Source organism: Streptomyces sp. x-19 (assembly GCF_046549115.1).
In the GTDB taxonomy this organism is placed as follows: domain Bacteria; phylum Actinomycetota; class Actinomycetes; order Streptomycetales; family Streptomycetaceae; genus Streptomyces; species Streptomyces albulus_C.
The window spans coordinates 724,317-744,993 of sequence record NZ_JAJPWK010000002.1 but is presented as its reverse complement, the minus strand read 5'-3'; the positions used below and the strand labels follow the sequence as shown (position 1 = coordinate 744,993).

18 protein-coding genes are annotated in these 20,677 nt (G+C 74.8%); 10 read left to right on the top strand and 8 right to left on the bottom strand.

Annotated features, from left to right (window positions below; all coding sequences use genetic code 11):
- Positions 1 to 96: 96 nt before the first annotated feature.
- Positions 97 to 723 carry a TIGR03086 family metal-binding protein gene (locus ACLJT4_RS07980; protein ID WP_411121580.1) on the top strand — a complete coding sequence of 209 codons (627 nt, stop codon included), beginning with the start codon at positions 97 to 99 and terminating at the stop codon, positions 721 to 723.
- 111 nt (positions 724 to 834) lie between these two features.
- Positions 835 to 1,770: a TIGR03619 family F420-dependent LLM class oxidoreductase gene (locus tag ACLJT4_RS07975; protein WP_411121579.1), complete on the top strand. Its 936-nt coding sequence runs from the start codon at positions 835 to 837 to the stop codon at positions 1,768 to 1,770.
- Positions 1,771 to 1,873: 103 nt separating this feature from the next.
- Here ACLJT4_RS07975 and ACLJT4_RS07970 read toward each other — a convergent pair whose 3' ends face one another.
- Together ACLJT4_RS07970 and ACLJT4_RS07965 are read right to left on the bottom strand one after the other, a co-directional pair.
- The gene (locus ACLJT4_RS07970) at positions 1,874 to 2,647 is read right to left on the bottom strand and encodes a DUF4232 domain-containing protein (protein WP_411121578.1); all 774 of its coding nucleotides are present in this window, start codon (positions 2,645 to 2,647) and stop codon (positions 1,874 to 1,876) included.
- Between the two features lie 165 nt (positions 2,648 to 2,812).
- On the bottom strand, positions 2,813 to 4,480 hold the full coding sequence (locus tag ACLJT4_RS07965; RefSeq protein ID WP_411121577.1) for a FadD3 family acyl-CoA ligase: 1,668 nt from the start codon (positions 4,478 to 4,480) through the stop codon (positions 2,813 to 2,815).
- A gap of 112 nt (positions 4,481 to 4,592) precedes the next feature.
- Here ACLJT4_RS07965 and ACLJT4_RS07960 point away from each other — a divergent pair, with 112 nt between their 5' ends.
- The 3 genes from ACLJT4_RS07960 to ACLJT4_RS07950 are packed head-to-tail and all read left to right on the top strand — an operon-like array spanning position 4,593 to position 7,051.
- Positions 4,593 to 5,744 carry a lipid-transfer protein gene (locus tag ACLJT4_RS07960; RefSeq protein ID WP_411121576.1) on the top strand — a complete coding sequence of 384 codons (1,152 nt, stop codon included), beginning with the start codon at positions 4,593 to 4,595 and terminating at the stop codon, positions 5,742 to 5,744.
- 6 nt (positions 5,745 to 5,750) lie between these two features.
- On the top strand, positions 5,751 to 6,263 hold the full coding sequence (locus tag ACLJT4_RS07955) for a Zn-ribbon domain-containing OB-fold protein (protein WP_411121575.1): 513 nt from the start codon (positions 5,751 to 5,753) through the stop codon (positions 6,261 to 6,263).
- Complete coding sequence (locus ACLJT4_RS07950) at positions 6,260 to 7,051, top strand: enoyl-CoA hydratase/isomerase family protein (RefSeq protein ID WP_411121574.1); 792 nt, start codon at positions 6,260 to 6,262, stop codon at positions 7,049 to 7,051. Before ACLJT4_RS07955 ends, ACLJT4_RS07950 begins: the two co-directional genes overlap by 4 nt.
- A gap of 33 nt (positions 7,052 to 7,084) precedes the next feature.
- On the opposite strand, the gene ACLJT4_RS07945 is transcribed toward ACLJT4_RS07950, so the two are convergent.
- The gene (locus ACLJT4_RS07945) at positions 7,085 to 7,669 is read right to left on the bottom strand and encodes a hypothetical protein (protein ID WP_411121573.1); all 585 of its coding nucleotides are present in this window, start codon (positions 7,667 to 7,669) and stop codon (positions 7,085 to 7,087) included.
- A 210-nt stretch (positions 7,670 to 7,879) separates the two neighbouring features.
- Between ACLJT4_RS07945 and ACLJT4_RS07940 the strand changes: the two genes are divergently transcribed.
- The gene (locus ACLJT4_RS07940; protein ID WP_411121572.1) at positions 7,880 to 8,686 is read left to right on the top strand and encodes a hypothetical protein; all 807 of its coding nucleotides are present in this window, start codon (positions 7,880 to 7,882) and stop codon (positions 8,684 to 8,686) included.
- 89 nt (positions 8,687 to 8,775) lie between these two features.
- Here ACLJT4_RS07940 and ACLJT4_RS07935 read toward each other — a convergent pair whose 3' ends face one another.
- A complete protein-coding gene (locus tag ACLJT4_RS07935) occupies positions 8,776 to 11,295 on the bottom strand; it encodes a PQQ-binding-like beta-propeller repeat protein (protein WP_411121571.1) in 2,520 nt (839 codons plus the stop codon).
- An 812-nt stretch (positions 11,296 to 12,107) separates the two neighbouring features.
- Here ACLJT4_RS07935 and ACLJT4_RS07930 point away from each other — a divergent pair.
- Positions 12,108 to 12,755: a TetR family transcriptional regulator gene (locus ACLJT4_RS07930; RefSeq protein WP_344582286.1), complete on the top strand. Its 648-nt coding sequence runs from the start codon at positions 12,108 to 12,110 to the stop codon at positions 12,753 to 12,755.
- 294 nt (positions 12,756 to 13,049) lie between these two features.
- On the opposite strand, the gene ACLJT4_RS07925 is transcribed toward ACLJT4_RS07930, so the two are convergent.
- Entirely contained in the window at positions 13,050 to 13,520 is a 471-nt protein-coding gene (locus ACLJT4_RS07925) for a nitroreductase family deazaflavin-dependent oxidoreductase (RefSeq protein WP_411121570.1), read from the bottom strand.
- On the bottom strand, positions 13,520 to 14,794 hold the full coding sequence (locus tag ACLJT4_RS07920; protein ID WP_411121569.1) for an acyl-CoA dehydrogenase family protein: 1,275 nt from the start codon (positions 14,792 to 14,794) through the stop codon (positions 13,520 to 13,522). Before ACLJT4_RS07920 ends, ACLJT4_RS07925 begins: the two co-directional genes overlap by 1 nt.
- A 168-nt stretch (positions 14,795 to 14,962) precedes the next feature.
- On the opposite strand from ACLJT4_RS07920, the gene ACLJT4_RS07915 reads away from it, so the two are divergent.
- Together ACLJT4_RS07915 and ACLJT4_RS07910 are read left to right on the top strand one after the other, a co-directional pair.
- Complete coding sequence (locus ACLJT4_RS07915; RefSeq protein ID WP_411121568.1) at positions 14,963 to 16,153, top strand: thiolase C-terminal domain-containing protein; 1,191 nt, start codon at positions 14,963 to 14,965, stop codon at positions 16,151 to 16,153.
- A gap of 68 nt (positions 16,154 to 16,221) precedes the next feature.
- Positions 16,222 to 16,971: a pyridoxal 5'-phosphate synthase gene (locus tag ACLJT4_RS07910; RefSeq protein ID WP_411121567.1), complete on the top strand. Its 750-nt coding sequence runs from the start codon at positions 16,222 to 16,224 to the stop codon at positions 16,969 to 16,971.
- 45 nt (positions 16,972 to 17,016) lie between these two features.
- Here ACLJT4_RS07910 and ACLJT4_RS07905 read toward each other — a convergent pair whose 3' ends face one another.
- Both ACLJT4_RS07905 and ACLJT4_RS07900 read right to left on the bottom strand, forming a co-directional pair.
- The gene (locus ACLJT4_RS07905; protein ID WP_411121566.1) at positions 17,017 to 17,505 is read right to left on the bottom strand and encodes a GNAT family N-acetyltransferase; all 489 of its coding nucleotides are present in this window, start codon (positions 17,503 to 17,505) and stop codon (positions 17,017 to 17,019) included.
- A 69-nt stretch (positions 17,506 to 17,574) separates the two neighbouring features.
- On the bottom strand, positions 17,575 to 18,084 hold the full coding sequence (locus ACLJT4_RS07900) for a Zn-ribbon domain-containing OB-fold protein (protein WP_411121565.1): 510 nt from the start codon (positions 18,082 to 18,084) through the stop codon (positions 17,575 to 17,577).
- Positions 18,085 to 18,344: 260 nt separating this feature from the next.
- On the opposite strand from ACLJT4_RS07900, the gene ACLJT4_RS07895 reads away from it, so the two are divergent.
- On the top strand, positions 18,345 to 20,618 hold the full coding sequence (locus ACLJT4_RS07895) for an acetate--CoA ligase family protein (protein WP_411121564.1): 2,274 nt from the start codon (positions 18,345 to 18,347) through the stop codon (positions 20,616 to 20,618).
- Positions 20,619 to 20,677: the final 59 nt, after the last annotated feature.

Sequence of the window (20,677 nt, the reverse complement as noted above, 5' to 3'; positions counted from 1 at the left end):
GGGCCGGGCGCGCCGATGAGTTCTCGGGCGTTGCGGGGTCTTCACTCGTGAGACCGGCCGCGGTGGCCGGCCCGCCGGAGGAAGGGACCCGCAATCATGACCGAGAAGGCTGCCCCGCCGACCCCGCCGATCGACTTCGCGGCGCAGGCCCGGGAGGTGGCGCGGCTCGCCGCCGGGACCGCCGACGCGCAGCTGGGGGCGCCCACCCCCTGCCCCGCGTACGCCGTGCGGCACCTGCTGGGCCACCTGGCCGGGCTGACCGTCGCGTTCCGGGACGCCGCGCGCAAGGACCTGGGGCCGACCACCGACACGCCCCCGGACACCGAGCTGCCGGACGTCGCCCCGGGCTGGCGCGCGGAACTGGCGCGGAACCTCGACGAGCTGGCGGCGGCCTGGCGGGTGCCGGCCGCCTGGGAGGGCGAGACGCAGGTGGGCGGGGTCACCCTGCCCGGGGCCGCGGCGGGCCGGTTCGCGCTGAACGAACTGGTGCTGCACGGCTGGGACCTGGCGCGCGCCACCGGCCAGGAGTACGCGCCCGACGGCGCGAGCCTGGAAGTCGCGCACGGACTGCTGGCGACCGTGGCCGACGCGGCGCGCGACGGGTCGCTCTTCGGGCCGGCGGTCCCGGTGGCGCAGGACGCGCCACTGCTGGACCAGGTGGTGGCGCTCGGCGGACGCGCGCCGGACTGGACGGCGGCACCGGCGGACGGCGACGCGCGGTGAGCGGCGCCCGGTGAACGGCCGCCGCCCGCCCGGCCCTTGACCCTCACATCGGTGTCAGGGCTTAGGAAGGGGCGTCCGACCCAGTCCCCCTTATCGGGAGCGGAGGCCCCCATGAGCGACGCCGTCACCCCCCAGCACCCCAACGCCCACCCCACCGTCCCCGGTGCGGCCACCGGGCGGCCGGACCGGATGCGGCTGCACGTCGTCCTGCCGTCCGAGGCGGGCACGATGCCCGCCCCGGAGCTGGTCCGGCTGGCCCGGGAGGCCGAGGAGCTGGGGTACGCGGGGGTCTGGCTGCCGGACCACCTGCTGCCGCCGGGCCCGTACGGGCGACCGCCGGACGGCTACGGCGGGGTGTACGAGGCGCTGACCACGCTCGCCTTCCTGGCCGCCGCGACGGAACGGCTCACGCTGGGGACGTCGGTGCTGATCGCGCCGCTGCGCGAACCGCTGCTGCTGGCCCGCCAGTCGGCGACGCTGGCGCGGCTGAGCGGCGGCCGGTTCGTGCTGGGCGTCGGCGTGGGCTGGCAGCCGTACGAGTTCGCGGCGGCCGGCGTCGGCTTCGGCGACCGGGGTGCGCGCACGGACCGGACGCTGCGGCTGGTGCGGCACCTGCACGCGGGAGCGGGCGGGCCCTACGACGACGGGCAGGTGGCCTTCGACGGGCGGGCGGTGTTCCAACCGGTGCCGCGGGAGCCGGTGCCGTTCCTGATCGGCGGGAACTCGGACGCGGCGCTGCGCCGCGCCGCGGAGTTCGGCGGCCACTGGCAGGGAGTGGGCCTCACCCCCGGGCAGTTCGCCGAGCGGGCGGCGGAGTTGGCCCGGCGGGCCGCGTCGCGTGGGACCCGGGTGACGGCCGGCACCCGGATCGGCTGGGACGGCCCGGACCGCACGGTGGCGGACGTGGCGGCCGAGGTCGCCGACTGGGAGGCGGCGGGCGCCGCGGACCTCGGGGTGTGGTTCGGGTCGGCGGACGCCGGGTTCGCGGACCGGATGCGGGCGCTGGCGGAGCGGACCGGGGTCACCGGCGGCCGCGTCGCACGGTGAGCACGTCGCGGGCCGTTCGGCTTGGCCGGGACCGAGGAGGGCCGTTCCGGGCGGGGCGTCGTCGGACGCCCGGCCCGGAACGGCCTCCGGGGGGGCCGGGGCGTCAGCCGATGGGGTTGACGAAGGTGGCCGGGTGGGTGGCGCCGCGCTGGTCGACGAGCGTGCCCCAGGGCCACTCGACCTTCAGCGAGGTGGTCTCGTTGGGCGGGGTGATCTCCACCCATGCGGGCTGGTAGAAGCCCTCGTTCTCCTTGGTCATGGCGACGTTGAGCGTGACGTCGGTGCTGTCGCCGGGCGCCAGGGTGATCGAGCTGAACTTGGCCGAGGAACGGGCCAGAGACCACCGCTCGCCGCCGTTGATGGACGTGAGGTCCACACCCGGGAACCCGCCGATCTTGCAGGCGCGGCTGCCCTTGTTGACCAGGTTGATGCTGGTGGTCGTCGACCCGCCCGCGTCCTCGTCCGGGACCGCGTCCCCGCCGGTGTTGAACGACGCCTTCAGCCCGGAGGTGTGGCAGCGCTCGATGCCCGAGCCGGCCCGGCCGCCGGTGGCGTGCGCGGTCCCCGCCTGCTGGCCCGCGGCCCCCGCCTTCGTGCCGCCCTCGGCGCCCGTGCCCGCCTTGGCGCCACTGTTCGGGCCGTCGGCGGAGGGGCCGGCGGCGTCGGTGCCGGCGGTGCCGGTGTCGGCGGAGGAGCCGGCGGCGTCCACGCCGGCGGCGCCCACCGCTCTCTCCGTGCCGCCGGCGGCCTTGGCGGCGCCGGGCGTGTCCGCACCGGAGCAGGCGGTCAGGGTCAGGCCGGCGACCGCGGTCAGTGCCGCGGCGGCGATGCGCAGGGTGTGGCGGCGGGCGTTGCGGACGGCGGTGTTGGAGCTCATGTCAGGTCCCCCCGGGACGGTCGGTGTCGTGGTCTCCTCGGTACGACACCCACTCTGTCCGGGCGCCCTGGCGTCCGGCTGCCACGTGGCTAACGCGCCGCTAATGCCTCCGCGGCCGCGCCCCGCGCGGTCTCCGGCGCGGGTGTCCCCCGGCCCCGCCGGCCCTCAGCACGCCCCGCCCCGCCCGGTACGCGAATCGCCCTGCGTGGTACGCGAACCGCCCTGCCGCAGCCGCCCCTTGACCACCTTGCCGCTCGCGTTGCGCGGCAGTCCGGCGACGAACTCCACCTCCCGGGGGACCTTGTAGTTCGCCATCTCGCGCCGGGACCAGGCGATGAGGTCGTCCGCGGTGAGCCGGGAACCGTGGCGGCGGACCGCGTACGCCTTGCCGACCTCGCCGAGGCGGCGGTCGGGGACGCCGATGACCGCGACGTCGGTGATGTCCGGGTGACGGGCGAGGAGTTGCTCTATCTCGGCGGGATAGGCGTTGAAGCCGCCGACGATGAACATGTCCTTGATGCGGTCGGTGATCCGGAGGTTGCCGGCCCCGTCCAGGACGCCGACGTCGCCGGTGCGCAGCCAGCCGTCGGGGGTGAGCGCGGCGGCGGTGGCGGCCGGGTCCTCGAAGTAGCCGGACATCACGTGGTAGCCGCGGACCAGGATCTCGCCGGCCTCGCCGGGCGGCTGCGGACGGCCCGCGGGGTCCACCACCCGGACCTCGGTGTCCGGCACGGCGCGCCCGGAGGTCGCCGCGATCACCTCGGGCGGGTCGCCGCGCCGGCACATGGTGACCACGCCGGTGCTCTCCGACAGGCCGTAGGCCGTCAGGACGGTGGCCACCTTCAGCTCGCCGCGCAGCCGTTCGACCAGCTCCAGCGGGACGACGGCGGCGCCGGTGACGACCAGCCGCAGCGCCGACAGGTCGTGCAGGGCGCGGTCGGGGTGGTCCAGGAGCTGCTGGTGGAGGGTGGGCGGGCCGGGCAGCACGGAGATCGCCTCGGCGGCGATGTTGGCGAGCGCGGTCTCCACGCTGAAGACCGGCTGCGGGACCATCGTGGCGCCGCGCAGCAGACAGGCGACGACGCCGGCCTTGTAGCCGAAGGTGTGGAAGAAGGGGTTGACGATGAGGTAGCGGTCGCCCTCCTCCAGGCCGGCCAGTGCGCTCCAGACGTCGTAGGCGCGCAGCGTCTGGCCGTGGGTGATCACGGCGCCCTTGGGATGGCCGGTGGTACCGGAGGTGAAGATGATGTCGGAGGGGTCGTCGGGGCCGAGGGCGTCGGCGCGGGCCCGGACCGCCTCGGGCGGCACCGCCGCACCGGCCGCGAGGAAGTCGCGCCAGGTGGTGAAGTCGGCGGGGGCGTCGTCGGCGAGCACCACCACCCTTTCCAGGTGCGGCAGTCCGGGCAGCGGGCCGTGGCCGTCGCCCCGCTCGGCGGCGCGGCGCAGCGAGGCGACGTAGGAGGTGCCGAGGAAGGTGCCGGTGACGAAGAGGGCCTTGGCGCGGGTGCGGCGCAGCACGTCGGCCGCCTCGGCGCCCTTGAAGCGGGTGTTGACCGGGACGAGGACCGCACCGGAGGTCACCGCGCCGAGGGCGGAGACGATCCAGTCGAGGGTGTTGGGCGCCCAGACCGCGACCCGGTCGCCGGGGGCGACGCCGGCGGCGACGCAGGCCGCGGCGGCCCGCTCCACCCGCCCGCCCAGTTCGGCGTAGGACACCCGGGTGCGGCCCTCGACGACGGCCTCCCGGGGGCCGTACCGCGCGGCGGCCGCGCGCACCAGGTGCGCCAGCGAGCCGTATGTCACGTCCGCCCGCGCATCGAGCTGTTCGCCCATCGCACTGCCTCCCGCTCCCGGCAAAGACCCCGCACCGCACTAGCTGACTGCCCGTCAGATTAGCGGTAGCCTCCTGCGCTGTCAGCAGTGACGGCCGAGCACGGAGGTGGCGATGGGGGCGACCCTCAAGGACGCTACGGCGATCGTCGGCATCGGACAGACGCCCTTTGCCAAACAACTCCACGAATCCGAGCGGACCTTGGCGTGCCGGGCGATCGTCGCGGCCCTGGACGACGCCGGGATCGCCCCCTCCGAGGTGGACGCCTTCGCGTCGTACACCATGGAGGAGACCGACGAGGTCGAGATCGCCAAGTCCATCGGCGCCGGGGACGTCACGCACTTCTCCAAGGTCGGCTACGGCGGCGGCGGTTCGTGCGCGACGGTGGCGCACCTGGCCGCCGCCGTCGCCACCGGGCAGGCGAGCGTCGGCGTCGCCTGGCGGTCCCGCAAACGCGGCTCCGGACCCCGACCGTGGACCAGCACCCACGCCCAACTCCCCACCCCCGGCCAGTGGACCCGGCCCTTCGGCCTGCTCCGACCCGCCGACGAGATCGCCATGCTGGCCCGGCGCTACATGCACGAGTACGGCGCCACCCGCGACCACTTCTTCAACGTCGCGCTGGCCTGCCGCAACCGCGCCAACCAGAACCCGGCCGCGATGATGTACGACCGCCCGCTGACCCGCGAGATGTACATGACCTCCCGCTGGATCAGCGAACCGCTCTGCCTCTTCGACAACTGCCTGGAGACGGACGGCGCCCTGGCCTGCGTCGTGGTCTCCGCCGAGCGCGCCCGCGACTGCCGCCGGCGCCCGGTCTACGTCCACGCCGCGGCCCAGGGCCTGCCCGCCCAGCACCACGGCATGGTCAACTACTGGAACGACGACCCGCTCAGCGGCCCGGCCCAGGCCGCCGCCCGCCACCTCTGGAAGGGCGCCGACCTCGGACCGCAGGACGTCGACGTGGCGCAGATCTACGACGCGTTCACCCCGCTGATACCGCTCTCCCTGGAGGGCTACGGCTTCTGCGGGCGCGGCGAGGGCGCGGCCTTCACCGAGGGCGGCGCCCTGGAGATCGGCGGCCGGCTCCCCCTCAACACCGCCGGCGGCGGCCTCTCCGAGGCGTACCTGCACGGCTTCAACCTCATCACCGAAGGCGTCCGCCAACTGCGCGGCACCAGCACCGCGCAGGTGCCCGACGCCGCCACCTGCCTCGTCACCGCGGGCGAGTGCGTGCCCACCTCCGCGCTACTGCTGAGGAGCTGATCCGAGATGCGCGCAGACCACCGCGCCGGCGGGACCACCGCCGACGCCCGATCCGTGACCGCCGACGGCCCCCCGGCCCCCGAGACCGGCCTGCTGACACCCGTCACCGACGACGACGGGGCCCCCTTCTGGGAGTACGCGGCCCGCGGCGAGCTCCGCGTGCAGACCTGCACCGACTGCGACGAACCGCGCTTCCCGCCCCGCCCCTGCTGCCCGCACTGCCAGTCGTTCACCGCCCACTGGCAGCGGACGAGCGGCCGCGGCCGGATCTGGTCCTTCGTCGTGCCGCACCCGCCGCTGCTGCCCGCCTACGCGGCCCAGGCCCCCTACAACACGATCGTCGTGGAGCTCGCCGAGGCGCCGCGGATCCGCCTGGTCGGCAACCTCGTCGCCGCCGCCGACGCCGCCCTGAACTCCGTCGACCCGGCCAAGCTGCGCATCGGCGCACCCGTGAAGGCCGTCTTCCACCGCACGCCCGACGGTCCCACCGTCCCCCGCTGGGTCCTGGAGCGGCCGTGACGTCCCCCGGGGTCCGCACCGAGACCGCCGACGGGGTCGCCCTGGTCACCCTGGACCGCCCCGACCGGCACAACGCCCTCGACCTGGCCACCGCCGACGAACTCGCCGCCATCTGGCGGGAGTTGCGCTTCGACGACACGGTGCGCGCGGCGGTCCTCACCGGGGCCGGCGGCCGCGCCTTCTGCACCGGCCTGGACCGCTCCGCCGACGTCCCCCAGCCCACCAGCCCGTTCTCCCTCGACGACCCGCTGCTCCGGATCGGCCCGAAGGCCAACGACCTGTGGAAGCCGGTGGTCGCCGCGGTCGAGGGCATGGCCTGCGGCGGCGCCTTCTACCTGCTGGGCGAGGCGGAGTTCCTCGTCGCCGCCGAGGACGCCACCTTCTTCGACCCGCACACCACCTACGGGATGGTCAGCGCCTACGAGTCCATCCTCATGGCACAGCGGATGCCGCACGGCGAGATCGCCCGGCTCGCCCTGATGGGCACCGCGGAGCGGCTGGGCGCCCGCCGCGCCCACGCCGTCGGCCTGGTCTCCGAACTGACCCCGCCCGGCGCCGCCGCCGAGACCGCGCTGCGCCGGGCCGCGGTGCTGGCCGCGCAGCCCACCGAGGCCGTCCAGGGCACCGTCCGCGCCCTGTGGGCGGCGAAGGAGGCCACCCGGGCCCAGGCACTGGCGCACGCCCCGCAGCTGATCGCGCTGGGCAACCTCCCGCCGGAGCGGCAGGCCGCCCTGTTCGCCGCCCGCCCGCGGACCACCACCGCAGCCGCCCCGCCGCCCGTCAGATGACCGGCGGCGCACCGCGGCGCCGGCGGGCCGGCGTCACATCTTGGACTTCGTCGCCCGGGTGATCTGGCAGGTGTACCAGAACGCCTGCCAGGAGGACTGGTTCAGCGTGTACTTGGCGGTGTAGGTCTCGGTCGCACCGGGCGCCACCACGACGCTGCGTTGGTGCTGCCCGTAGGACGAGCCGTCCGCCGGCCGGTCCTTCATCCAGTCGATCCGCATGTCGTAGGAGTACGAACTGGTCGTCGACGGGTTGGTGATGGAGACCGTGTAGGTGAACTGGCGCAGCGAGGCGGAGAAGTCGCAGCCGCTGCCGCGGACGTCGGACCGCCCGTCCGGGTCGTACGTCTCCTGCGTGGGCGACGGCGACGGCGAGTAGCTGTCGTAGCCGGGCGTGTACGACGGGGTCGGGTTGTACGGGTCGTAGCTGGCGGACGGCGAGGCCGTCGCCCAGCTCGGGGGCGTCACGTCGATCTTGGGCCGGCCGAACGCACAGCCGCCGACCGTGGCGAGCGTGACCGCCGCCACCCCCACCGCGAGTCCCGCCCTGATCCCCCTGCGGACCCGGTCCGCGGTGCCCGCGGCGGCCGTGCCCGTGCGCGTACGCGTGCGCTGCTCCATGTCCTTCGACCATCCCCCGTTGCTGCGTTCCAAGACGCGCTACCCCCAGGGTTGACGCGTGCACGGCACCCTAGCAAGAGCCGGTGACAGCCCGTGCGGAGCCCTCGGCGCGGTCGGACCGCATCCGGCCGTGCTTGTCTAGCGGGCGCAGACGGGCAGGCGTAGCGTCGATCACGGGACGACAGGACGAGTCGAAACGAGGCGACGCCGGTGGTGCGCAACGTGCTCGGCTCCCTGATCGCCCTCATCGGAGCGACGGCCGCCGTCTGGAGCCCCTTCCGTCCCTGGTACGACGGCCGTCACGGAAGCGACATCCGGATCGAGGACCTCTTCAACGGCCTCACCGACGGCGGCGCCACGCTCTTCGGCTCGCTGCTGCTGCCGATGGTCTTCGCCGGGCTGCTCACCCTGATCGGCGTGGTGCTGCGCTCCCGTTTGCTGATCACCCTCGCCGGGCTGGTGGTGCTGGGCTGCACCGTCCTGTGGATGGTCCGCCAGGGCCAACGCACCGGCGAACTCGCCGCCGGCGCCCACGGACTGGGCATCGGCGCGGCCACCGCCCTCGGCGGCGGCGCACTGCTGATCCTGGGCGCCCTCGTCATGCGCGGACGCCCCCGCCGGGTCCCGGCACACGAGGACTACGACGACGCCCGCGACGCCTACGGCGCCTACGGCTCCTACGACTCCTACGACTCCTACGACTCCTACGACGAGGACCGCGCGGGCTACGGCCGCGCACCCCACCGGCCGCCGCCCGACGCCTGGGACCCCTCTCACCAGCCCACCCGGACCTGGCACCCGCAGCCGCCCGGCCCCGCTCCGGGCCCACCGCCCCCGCCGACCGGGCCGCAGGCGCCCACGCCGCCCGTGGAGTGGGGCCGGAGCCAACGGCCGGCCCCGGAGCACCCCCCGGACGACCGGCCCACCCGACCGACCCGACCGGACTGGCCCGCCCCACCGGACGGACCGGAGGCACCGCACGACCCGGGGCCGAGCGGGCCGGACGCACCCCGGTGACGGCCCGGGGTGACGGCCCGGGGTGACGGCCCGGGGTGACGGCCCGGGGTGACGGCCCGGGGTGACGGCCCGCCAGCGAGGAGCCCCGCCTACGGGCGCCGGGCCAACCCCGTCCCCTTGGCGGCGTCCAGGGCGTACACGCAACGGTCCTTGCTGCAGGCGTAGACCACCCCGCCGACCGCCACCGGAGAGCCGGTGATCTCACCACCGGTGGCCAGCTTCCACCGCAGCTGACCGCCCATCGCGTCGAGGGTGTACAGGCAGTGGTCGTTGGAGCCGAAGTGCACCCGGCCCTCCGCGACCACCGGCGAGCCCACGACCTCGGCGCCCGCCTGGAAGCGCCAGCGCGGGGTGCCGGTCACCGCGTCGAGCGTGTAGAGCGCCTTGCCGCTGCCCAGGTGGACGGCGCCGTGCGCGACCAGGACCGGTTCGGTGGACTGGCGCGACTCGGTGGCGATCCGCCAGCGGTCCCGGCCGTCCGCCGCGTCCAGGGCGTAGACCGTGCCGAGGTAGTCGGCGAGGTAGAGGCCGCCGCCGGTGACGGCCGGACCGGGCGCGAAGGCGGGCGGGCTCAGGAAGGCCGCAGGCGCCTCGAAGTGCCAGCGCAGGTCACCGCGGGCGGCGTCCAGGGCCAACACCCGGGTGCCGGCGACCACGTACACCGCACCGTCCGACGCGGGCAGCAGCCGGACCGGCACGCCGCCGCAGGACGCCGCGTCACCCACCGGGTACGACCAGCGCTCGACGCCGGTGCGCGCCTGAAGCGCCTTGAGCCGGGCGTCGGCCCAGACGTAGACCGTGCCCTCGTGCTGGACGGGCGCGGCCTCGGGGGTCTCGAACTCCGTCTGGGCGCCGGACAGCTCCCACAGCAGCTCGCCGGTGGCGGCCTCCCGCGCCTGGACGCCGCCGCCCCGGGTGCTGGTGACGACGGTGCCGCGGTCCGCGGTGAGGGCGTAGACCCATCCCTCGCTGCTCAGGCGCCACAGCTCGCCGCCGTCGTCGGCGTCCAGGGCGTAGAGGGTGGGGCCGTCCGAGGCGTGGATCCGGCCCTCGGCGACCGTCATCGCCCAGGCGACGTCCCGGGTCTTGAACTTCCGTCGGCCGCTGCCCACATCGAGGGCGTGCACTTCGAAGGAGGTGACGTAGAGCAGGTCGCCGGCGACCACCGGGGTGCCCCAGACGTCGTTCGACATCCGGAACCGCCAGGGGCGCCAGCGGCCGGGCTCGGCGGACGGCGGCTCCGGCGGGGCGGACGGCACGGCCTCCCCGCCGGAGCCGCCGCCGGTGACCGCACCCTGCTGGGGCACGACGGCCGCGGGTGCCCCGGCCGGCGGCCGGACCCAGTTCGTGGCGGCGGCCGGGCCGTGCTGCGGCGGGGCGTCGGCGGCGCGCGGACCGGGCCCTATCGGGGCGGGCGAGCCCCCGAGCCGCACGGGGCCGCCGGCGGCGTCCGGGGCCGGCGGGGCGGCCGGCGGGGCGGTGGCGGGCTGGGGCACCGGGGCGGCCGCGCCGCGGGGGTCGGCGGCGCGGTGCGCACCGGGGCCGGCGCCGATCCGGCCGGGCCAGCCCTCGGCCGGCCGGGAGCCCTCGGCCCGCTGCGGCACGGGTTGCGGCGGGGCCTGCGGCATGGGCGGCGCGGCCACCGGCTCCCGGCGAGCGGCGTCCCGGGGTGCGGCGGCGGCCCGCGGGGTGCTCGGTGCCACGGCGCCACGGCCGCCGCCGCGCCGCTGCTCGATGAGCGCCACGGCGCCGGGCGGCAGCCAGGCGGACGCGGTGCCGCTGTCGTCGCTGCCGGAGCTGAAGAGGTGCGGCGCCAGTTGGGACTGCAAATCGGCCGGGGACGGCCGGTGGACCGCCTCCATCTGCATGCAGGACTCCATCAGCGGGCGCAGTTCGTCGGGCAGTCCGGCCACGTCGGGGCCTTCCCGCAGCAGCATGAAGACCGTCTCGACGGGGTTGGCGCCGTGGAACGGCGCGTGCCCGGTGGCGGCGAAGACCAGCGTGGAGCCGAGCGAGAAGACGTCGCTGGCGCCGGTGACGCTGCGGGAGTCGCGGGCCTGCTCCGGCGACATGTAGGCGGGCGTCCCGACGGCCACGTTGGTCATCGTCAGGCGGGTGTTGGACACCCCGGAGGCGATGCCGAAGTCGATCACCCGGGGGCCGTCCTCGACCACCAGGACGTTCGACGGCTTCAGGTCGCGGTGGACGAGGCCGGCGCCGTGGATGGACTGGAGCGCCTCGGCGATGCCGGCGGCGAGCCAGCGCACCGCCTGGACCGGCAGCGGCCCGCACTCATTGACTATCTCCTCCAGGGAGGGCGCGGGCACGTACGCGGTGGCCAGCCAGGGCACGGCCGCCCGGGGGTCGGCGTCGACGACGGCCGCGGTGTAGAAGCCGCTGACCGCGCGGGCCGCCTCCACCTCGCGGGTGAACCGGACCCGGAACAGCTGGTCCTCGGCGAGTTCGGACCGGACCGTCTTGATCGCCACGCGCCGACCGGACGCCGACCGCGCCAGATAGACCAGTCCCATGCCGCCGGCCCCGAGACGGCCGAGGACCTCGAACGGGCCGATCCGCCGGGGATCGTGCTGCGTCAGCTGCTCCACCACTTGCCTGCCACCTCCCCGTGGGGCATAAAACGAGACTCTCCAAAGCCACGAGCCGCCGAGGGCGACTGCCCCGCGCAGCGTCTCACCGCCTGCGGCCAGGGCTGCCGAAACGGCCGTACGCACCTTGATTCTTCCTGGCCGGGCCGGCGGTTGCGAACCCGGGGCCTGTCGGCCGTGTCACGACTCACCCCCTGCGGTACGCAACAAGCCCATTACCCGGCGTATTCCACCCCGCCCTGACGTGCTCCGATACGTCCGGGGACGGGTGATTGCCGAAGGGTTACCGACCAGTTGCGGCCCGCGTGGGGGTGCCGTTCGCGGAATTTCCGCCGCCCATCGCCCCATCCGGACGGACTGGTTCCGCCCAGGCGGACGGATCGGGGGGCCTCCGCCGCCCCCTCGACGCCCGACGCGAACCCGGGCGACCAACCGCCCCCCGTGGCCGAAAACGCTCCATTTCCCCGCCCGTCATCCGTCCGCACGCCTTCCCCCGCACCCCGCCTTGCGTCAACGGTTCAATTCTGCTTCGCCCGCGGCGATTTCGTGGCCGTGACACCGCGCGCGGCGCAGGGATTCCCCCACCCCCCTCGCCAGGCACCCGATGCGGCACGCCCACCCCCTTGTCCACCGATGTTGTCCACAGCCTGTTGATAACGGCGTTCACTGGATCGGACCAATGCCTGGGCGGCCAGTCCCGGCGGCCGTCGGGCCCGCAACCAGCACGGCAACGGGCGCCGGGCGGGCCGAACTCCCCCGTCCCCATTTGCAGGCAGCCAAATCGCGCTCCGATCACCCCTCGGTAAGCTGACGGCATGACAGGACAAGTGCGAACCGTCGACGGCAGAGTTGCCGGCCGCCGCGGACAGGCGACGCGGCAAAAGCTCCTCGACTGCCTCAGTGAAATGCTCAGTTCGTCCCCCTACCGGGACGTCAAAGTCATCGATGTGGCCCGAAAAGCGGGCACTTCACCCGCGACGTTCTATCAGTACTTCCCGGACGTTGAAGGTGCGGTCCTCGAAATCGCCGAAGAGATGGCGAAAGAGGGCGCGAGCCTGACCCATCTCGTCGCCGAACGCTCCTGGGTGGGCAAATCCGGTTGGCAGGCCGCCGAGGAGTTGGTCGACGGCTTCCTCTCCTTCTGGCGCAAGCACGACGCCATCCTGCGCGTCGTCGACCTGGGCGCCGCCGAGGGCGACAAGCGGTTCTACAAGCTCCGCATGAAGATCCTCAACGCGGTCACCAACTCCCTTACGGAGTCGATCCAGGAGCTCCAGGCCAAGAACAAGGTCGACAAGGACGTCAGCCCGGCAGCCATGGCCGGCTCCATCGTCGCCATGCTCGCGGCGGTCGCCGGCCACCAGAAGGGCTTCCAGAGCTGGGGCGTCAAGCAGGCCGACCTCAAGCCCAACCTGGCCCTGCTCGTGCACTTCGGCGTCACCGGCAAGAAGCCCACCAAGTAGCGGGCCGCCCCGCCCGGATCCCGAGGGTCCGCGTCGGGACCGCCGCACCGCTCGGGCCGCCGAGCCGCCGTTCCCGCCGCGCCGGAACGCCGCGCCGCACCGTCGCGCCCCAGCCACCGCACTACCGCCGGGGAGGCCGTCGCATCCCCGATGTCCCGGTGTCGCCGGGGCAGTTCGCCCACGTCGTCCTGTGTCCGTCCTGCCATAGTCGTACCGCGTCGCAGCGGGTGCCGACCGCCCTTTCGGGGCCGTACGGCACCCGCTGCGCGCGTATGACGGCCCCGTCCGGGCAGGTCAGCGCCGGTCCAGCCGGAACAGGCGGATCTCCCGTTCCAGCCGCGCCTGATAGGCCGCGTACGGCGGCCAGAACTCCAGCGCCGCCCGCCAGGCCCGCGCGCGCTCCTCGCCGGTGAGCAGCCGGGCCCGCACCGGGACGTCCCGACCCCGCCAACTCACCTCCGCCTCCGGGTTCTTGATCAAGTTTCCGGTCCAGGCCGGGTGTCCCGGGCGGCCGAAGTTGCTGCCGATCAGCAGCCAGCCGCCGTCGTCCTGCGGCATGCAGGCCAGCGGGGTGCTCCGCGGCAGGCCGCTCCTGGCGCCGATGGCGGTCAGTACGACGCCGGGCAGCATCCGGGTGCTGAGCAGCGCCCTGCCGCCGGACAGTCGGTGGACGGCGCGGTCCAGCGCGGGGATGACGTGGGGTGCGACCCGGGCGAACGTGCGGGTCGAGGAGATCTTCTGCACCAGCCGTGTGCGTCGGTCCATCAGGCACCGACCGCCGCTCGCGCCACCGGGCCGGCGAGGTCGCCCGCGCCCGCCCCGTCCGGCCCGGTGGCCCCGAACAGGCCGGCCTGCTCCGCCGCCCGGGCCCGCAGTCGGTGCACCGGCCCCAGCAGCAGTTCGTCACAGGCGGCCCGCTTGAAGTACAGGTGTGCCGTGTGCTCCCACGTGAAGCCGAGCCCGCCGTGCAGTTGCACCGCCTCGGCGGCCACCGCGCGCAGCGCCTCCAGCGACTGGGCCAGCGCCAGGCCGCCCGCCCCGGGTTCGGGGTGGGCGCCGCCCGCCGCCCAGGCCGCGTAGTACGCCGCGGAGCGCGCCGCCTGCACCGCCACGTACAGGTCGGCGAGCCGGTGCTGCACCGCCTGGAAGGACCCGATCGGGCGGCCGAACTGGGTGCGCTCCTTGACGTAGCCGACCGTGCGGGACAGCGCCGCGTCGGCCGCGCCGACCGCCTCGGCCGCCAGGCACGCGGCCGCCGTCGCCCCGGTGGCGGCCAGCGCCGCGGTCACCGCGCCGTCGTCCCCGGCCGGGTCGGGTCCCAGCAACTCCGCCGCCACGTCGCGGAGTTCGATGCGTGCTTGCGGACGGGTCTCGTCCATCGCGGTCTGCCGGGTCCGCAGCAGCCCGGGCGTCTCGGTGCCGTCCGGGCCCGTGGTGCGCACGGTCAGGAGCAGGGTCCGGCTGCGCGCGAAGCCGCCGGTGTGCGCGGCGACCACCAGCACGTCCGCTGTGTGTCCGTCGAGGACCTGGCCGGCCTCCCCGTAGAGCCGCCAGGCACCGTCGACCTGCCGTGCCTGGATCCCGCCGGCCCGGCCGCCGCCGGCCCAGTCACCGTCGTTCGGCCCGGTCAGTGCCAGCGCGGTGGCCAGTTGTCCGTCGGGGACGACGAGGGTGGCGGTCAGCTCCCCGGCGGCGAGCGGTGGGAGCAGTGCGGCGCGCTGTTCCTCCCCGCCCAGTGCGAGGATCAGCGGCGCGGCGAGCACGGCGGTGCCGATCAGCGGTGCGGGCAGCAGGGCACGGCCGGTCTCCTCGCAGGCCAGGGCGAGTTCGGTGGGGCCGCAGTCGGCTCCGCCGTACGCGGCGGGCAGGGCGAGGCCGGGCAGCCCCAACTGCCCGGCGAGCTGCCGCCACAGCGCCTGGTCGTGGCCCGCCGGGGTGCGGACCGCGGCCCTGACCTCGTCCGGGCCGCAGCGTTTGTCCAGCAGTGCGCGCAGGGTGCGGCGGATCTCGTCCTGCTCCTCGGTGAACGCGGCATCCATCGGCGGGCTCCTCCCGGCCGTGCGGCGACGCCCGTCCGCTCGAACGGGGTCCGATCTGACGGCCCGTCATAGTAGGCATCCGGGCGGCACTTTCCTAGAGACGGGCGCGGGGAAGCCGCGCGCCGGAGCCTCTGCCCACTCCCCCACATCTGATGTACCGTCAGATTTATGAGGCTGACGCCAGGGACCCCTTCCCGGAACCGCAAGGTCGCCGTCGCCGGAGTCGCGCTCTCCGACTGCGGACGGGTGGACGAGGCCACCCCGTACGCCCTGCACGCCCAGGCTGCCCGCCGGGCGCTCGCCGACTCCGGCCTGGACCGGTCGGTGATCGACGGCTTCGCCTCGGCCGGGCTCGGCACCCTCGCCCCCGTCGAGGTCGCCGAATACCTCGGGCTGCGCCCCACCTGGGTGGACTCCACCTCGGTCGGCGGCGCCACCTGGGAGGTGATGGCCGCGCACGCCGCCGACGCCATCGCGGCCGGGCACGCCAACGCCGTCCTGCTCGTCTACGGCTCCACCGCCCGCGCCGACATCAAGGCCAAACGCCGCACCGCCAACCTCTCCTTCGGCGCCCGCGGCCCACTCCAGTTCGAGGTCCCCTACGGGCACACCCTGATCGCCAAATACGCCATGGCGGCCCGCCGCCACCAGCACCAGTACGGGACCACCCTGGAACAGCTGGCCCAGATAGCCGTCCAGGCGCGGGCCAACGCGGCCACCAACCCGGAGGCCATGTACCGCGATCCGATCACCGTCGACGAGGTGCTGTCCGGCCCGATGATCGCCGACCCGTTCACCAAGCTGCACTGCTGCATCCGCTCCGACGGCGGCTGCGCGGTTCTGCTGGTCGCCGAGGACCACGTGCCCGACCTCGCCAAACGGCCGGTCTGGGTGCTCGGTTCGGCCACCGCCGTCTCGCACACCACCATGGCGGAGTGGGACGACTTCACCGTCTCCCCGGCCGCCGTCTCCGGCCGGCTCGCCTTCCAACGGGCCGGCGTCCGCCCCGCCGAGATCGACCTCGCCGAGATCTACGACGCCTTCACCTACATGACCCTGGTGACGCTGGAGGACCTGGGCTTCTGCGCCAAGGGTGAGGGCGGACCGTTCGTCGAGAAGGGGCGGCTGCTGCGGGACGGGGAGCTGCCGGTCAACACCGACGGCGGCGGACTGGCCGCCTGCCACCCCGGCATGCGGGGGCTGTTCCTGCTGGTCGAGGCGGTGCGACAGCTGCGCGGCGAGGCCGGCCCGGACCGCCAGGTCCACAAACCGGACGGCGCCCTGCCGCAACTGGCCGTCGCGTCCGGCACCGGCGGCTGGTTCTGCTCCTCGGGAACCGTGGTCCTCGGACGGGGATAGCGGCCCGCCCGACGGCGGCCGTCGCCCCTTCCGCCGGCACCCCGAGCACCCCGCGTACGCTGCCTGGCATGCCCGACCACACGGATCACCGCGCCGCCGGGGCCGCTCCGGACCCCGAGCCCGGCGTCCCCGCGGCCCCCGGGCCGGCGGCCGACGCCGACGCCCGCGCCTTCCGCACGCTCCTGCGCGGCCTGCGGGTCTGGGACGGCGAGCTGCCGACCTTCGCCGCGGAGCGGGCGCCGGCCGAGCCGCTGCCGCTGTTCCGGCAGTGGTTGCGGGAGGCCGCCGAGGCCGGCGTTCCCGAGCCGCACACCATGTCCCTGGCGACGGCCGACGCGGCCGGCGACCCCTCCGTGCGGATCGTGATGCTGCACGACGCGGACGAGCACGGCTGGCACTTCGGCACCCACCGCGACAGCCGCAAGGGCCGCGAGCTCGCCGCCCGCCCCCGCGCCGCGCTGGCCTTCTACTGGCCGGCGGTCGGCCGCCAGGTGCGGGTCCACGGCACGGTGACCGCGGCGGGCCCGGAGGAGAGCGCGGCCGATCTGCACCACCGCTCCACGGGCGCACTGGCCGCCGCCCTGGTGGGCCGCCAGAGCCAGGTGCTCGGCTCGGCCGAGGAACTGGCCCACGCCGCGGACGCCGCCTGGGAACGCGCCCGGCGCGAACCGGACGCACCGGTACCGAGCTGGACGCTGTACGTGCTGCGCGCCGACGAGGTCGAGTTCTTCCAGGGCGACCAGCACCGGCGTCAGCACGTACGACTCAACTACCGCCGCAGGGCGGACGGTTGGGAGACGGAGCTGCTCTGGCCGTAAGACCCGCCGGCACCGGGCCGCCCGGCGCCCGGCCGTCGCGGGCGGCTACAGCTTCTGGTACATGACGTGCAGCCCCACGTACCCGTGAGCGGGGTGGTGGAAGCCCTCGGGGATGGTCGTCATGATCCGGAAGCCGAGCGACTGCCAGAGGGCGACCGCGCCGGTGTTGGCCTCCACCACCGCGTTGAACTGCATCCCCCGGTAGCCCTCGGCGCGGGCCCAGGCCAGGGCGTGCTCCCCCAGCGCCCGCCCGGTGCCGCGCCGGCGGTGCTCCGGGTCGACCATGAAGCTGGCGCTGGCGACGTGCGCGCCGTTCCCGCTCTGGTTGGGGTTCATCTTGGCCGAGCCGAGCACCGTTCCGCGGTCGTCGACGGCGATCACCGTGCGGCCCGGCGGGCGGAGCATCCACAGGTCGCGGGCGGCCGGCTCGTCGATGTCCTGGGGGTAGGAGTAGGTCTCGCCGGCCCGTACGACGGAGCGGAAGAAGGGCCAGATCGACGGCCAGTCGGCCGGGTTCGCGTCTCGAATCAGCACGCGGGCAGCCTCCCCGAGAAGCCCGTCCTCCGCCACTCCATTAATCCGGCGGGCGGGCCGGCGGGCGCCTCACGCCGGCCGGAACACCGGTACCGCGCACCCGCCGTCCCCCGCCGGCCCGTCGCCGCTCCCCGCCGCCGGCACGGGGCGGAAGTGCACCGCGAGCGGCATCCCGATCCGCAGGTCCGACGCCGCGCAGTCGGTCACCTCGGTCATCATCCGGGGGCCCTCGGCGAGTTCGACGACCGCGGCGACGTACGGGACCCGGTCGCCGAACGGCGGCAGGTCGTTGCGGTGCACGACGGACCAGGTGTACAGGGTGGCCCGCCCGGTGGCCGGCTCCCAGGCGACGTCCTCGCTCCAGCACCGCGGGCAGAACTCCCGTGGGTAGTGGTGCACGGCCCCGCACCCCTCGGCCCGGCACCGGCGCAACAGCAGCCGGCCCTCGGCCGCCGCGGCCCAGTACGGCCGGGTGAAGGCGTCCACCTCCGGCCGATCGAACCGCGCCGCCGCGCGCCCCGGCGGGGCCGCCGCACCCTGCACCCGCCCCGCCCTTCCGGCGTCGTCCCGCACGGCCATCCCGGCACTCCCCTCAACGGTTCAGCCCAGCAGTTAACTGACGTTGCGTCAGTTCAATGACGTCCGGCCAGTCCAGCCCATCGACCGCCCGCCCGCAAGAGGGTCGACACCCTCGCCCCCCGGGCGGCACCGCGAAGCTTTACCGCGCACACCCATTCCTGACATGGCGTCAGTTCAGTAATCTGACTATGCGTCAGCTACTGCGAGCGCGGTACGGCGCGCAGTCCACGAGAGCCGTCACACAGGAGCGGGCGTCTGCGATGCTTGGATCGACTCACGGCACCCTCACCACGCACTCCCGGCCGGCCCGCGTCGTGGCCTGCGGGGAGCGCCCACCCCACACCGTCCACGGCACCGCCGACCCCGACGGCGTCGAAGGCCCGCGGTCCGCCGGCGCCACCACCGGCCCGGCCGGCACCGACCAGGACGTCAGCGGACGCCCGCTGTACGCGCCGGTGCCCGACCTGGACCGCTTCTTCCGGCCCGAGTCGGTGGCCGTGATCGGCGCCTCGGACAGCGAGGGCCGCCCCAACACCGGCATCACCCGACAGCTGATCGCCTGGGCGGAGCGGGTCGGCGCCCGGCTCCACCCCGTCAACCCCGGGCGCGAGCGGGTCTTCGGCCTGCCCTGTCACGCCGGCGTCGGCGAACTGCCGGAGCCGGTCGACCTGGCCGTGCTGCTGGTCGGCGACCCGCTGCCGCTGATCGGACAACTGGCCGAGGCCAAGGTGAAGTTCGCGGTGGCCTTCGCCTCCGGCTTCGCCGAGACCGGCGAGGACGGCGCGGCCGCCCAGGCCCGGCTGGCCGACGCCGTGGCCCGCTCCGGCCTACGACTGCTCGGCCCCAACACCAACCTCAACGCCTTCGAGAAGTTCCGCGACGACCTCGACGGCCCGGCCATCGCCCTGATCACGCAGTCGGGCCACCAGGGTCGGCCGGTCTTCACCCTCCAGGAACTGGGCGTCCGCCTCTCGCACTGGGCGCCGACCGGCAACGAGGCCGACCTGGAGACCGCCGACTTCCTCTCCTACTTCGCCACCCGCCCCGAGGTCGGCGCGATCGCCGCGTACGTCGAAGGGCTCAAGGACGGCCGCAGCTTCCTGCTCGCCGCCGACCGCGCCGCCCGCAACAAGGTGCCGGTGGTCGTCGTCAAGGTCGGCCGCACCGAGGCCGGCGCCCGGACCGCCGCCTCGCACACCGGCAAACTCACCGGCGCGGACGAGGTGGTGGACGCGGCACTGCGGCAGTTCGGCGTGATCCGGGTCGACGGCCTCGACGAGCTCCAGGACACCGCGGCGCTGCTGGCCCGCGCCAAGAAGCCCACCGCCGAGGGCGTCGCGGTCTATTCGATCTCCGGCGGCACCGGCGCCCACTTCGCCGACCTGGCGACCGCGGCGGGCCTGACCCTGCCCGCCCTGTCCCACGCCAAGCAGACCGAACTCCACCAGTGGATACCGGACTACCTCAACGTCGCCAACCCGATCGACAACGGCGGGCACCCGGTCGGCGACTGGCGCGGCCGCAAGATCATCGACGCGATCCTCGCCGACCCGGCCGTCGGCGTCCTGATCTGCCCGATCACCGGCCCCTTCCCGCCCATGAGCGACAAGCTGGCGCAGGACCTCGTCGACGCGGCGGAGCAGACGGACAAGCTGGTGTGCGTGGTCTGGGGGTCCCCGGTCGGCACCGAGGACGCCTACCGCCGCACCCTCCTCGGCTCCTCCCGCGTGGCGACCTTCCGCACCTTCGCCAACTGCATCACCGCCGTCCGCGCCCACCTCGACCACCACCGCTTCACCGCCGCCTACCGCTCCCCCTTCGACGACGCCCCGCGCACGGCCTCCCCCTCCGCCCGCAAGGCGCAGGCCCTCCTGCGGCCCGGCCAGCAGCTCAGCGAGCACGCGGCGAAGCAACTGCTGCGCGCCTACGGCATCCGCGTCCCGCGGGAACAGCTGGTGACCAGCGCGGCGGCGGCCGTCCGGGCGGCGAGCCAGGTCGGCTACCCGGTGGTGCTGAAGGGCTCCGGCCCGGAACTGGCGCACAAGACCGAACTCGGCCTGGTCAAGGTCGGATTGACGTCGGCGAGCCAGGTCCGCGACGCCTACCGCGAACTTACCGACATCGCCCGCTACGAGGACCTGCCGCTGGACGGCGTCCTGGTCTGCCAGATGATCGAACGGGGCGTCGAGATGGTCGTCGGCGTCACCCCGGACCCGCTCTTCGGGCCGACCGTCTCCGTCGGCCTCGGCGGGGTGCTGGTCGAGGTCCTGAACGACATCGCGGTCGGCGTCCCGCCCTTCGGTGAGGAACACGCCCGCAGCATGCTGCGCCGACTGCGCGGACACGCGCTCCTGGAGGGCGTCCGCGGCATGCCGCCCGCGGACACCGACGCGCTGGTCGAGACCGTGCTGCGGGTGCAGCGGATGGCCCTCGAACTCGACGGCGAACTGGCCGAGCTGGACATCAACCCGCTGGTCGTGCTGCCCCGCGGGCAGGGCGCCGTGGCCCTGGACGCCCTCGCGGTGTGCCACTGACCACCGGCCGACCGGCCGCGCCCGCGCCCCCGTCCGCCCTCTTCCCCGGAGCCGCTCCG

Bases quoted from the DNA above. Each gene is read 5' to 3' on its own strand.
- ACLJT4_RS07980 (WP_411121580.1), top strand. From the start codon at position 97: ATGACCGAGAAGGCTGCCCCGCCGACCCCGCCGATCGACTTCGCGGCG.
- ACLJT4_RS07975 (WP_411121579.1), top strand. From the start codon at position 835: ATGAGCGACGCCGTCACCCCCCAGCACCCCAACGCCCACCCCACCGTC.
- ACLJT4_RS07970 (WP_411121578.1), bottom strand. From the start codon at position 2,647: ATGAGCTCCAACACCGCCGTCCGCAACGCCCGCCGCCACACCCTGCGC.
- ACLJT4_RS07965 (WP_411121577.1), bottom strand. From the start codon at position 4,480: ATGGGCGAACAGCTCGATGCGCGGGCGGACGTGACATACGGCTCGCTG.
- ACLJT4_RS07960 (WP_411121576.1), top strand. From the start codon at position 4,593: ATGGGGGCGACCCTCAAGGACGCTACGGCGATCGTCGGCATCGGACAG.
- ACLJT4_RS07955 (WP_411121575.1), top strand. From the start codon at position 5,751: ATGCGCGCAGACCACCGCGCCGGCGGGACCACCGCCGACGCCCGATCC.
- ACLJT4_RS07945 (WP_411121573.1), bottom strand. From the start codon at position 7,669: ATGGAGCAGCGCACGCGTACGCGCACGGGCACGGCCGCCGCGGGCACC.
- ACLJT4_RS07930 (WP_344582286.1), top strand. From the start codon at position 12,108: ATGACAGGACAAGTGCGAACCGTCGACGGCAGAGTTGCCGGCCGCCGC.
- ACLJT4_RS07925 (WP_411121570.1), bottom strand. From the start codon at position 13,520: ATGGACCGACGCACACGGCTGGTGCAGAAGATCTCCTCGACCCGCACG.
- ACLJT4_RS07920 (WP_411121569.1), bottom strand. From the start codon at position 14,794: ATGGATGCCGCGTTCACCGAGGAGCAGGACGAGATCCGCCGCACCCTG.
- ACLJT4_RS07915 (WP_411121568.1), top strand. From the start codon at position 14,963: ATGAGGCTGACGCCAGGGACCCCTTCCCGGAACCGCAAGGTCGCCGTC.
- ACLJT4_RS07910 (WP_411121567.1), top strand. From the start codon at position 16,222: ATGCCCGACCACACGGATCACCGCGCCGCCGGGGCCGCTCCGGACCCC.
- ACLJT4_RS07900 (WP_411121565.1), bottom strand. From the start codon at position 18,084: ATGGCCGTGCGGGACGACGCCGGAAGGGCGGGGCGGGTGCAGGGTGCG.
- ACLJT4_RS07895 (WP_411121564.1), top strand. From the start codon at position 18,345: ATGCTTGGATCGACTCACGGCACCCTCACCACGCACTCCCGGCCGGCC.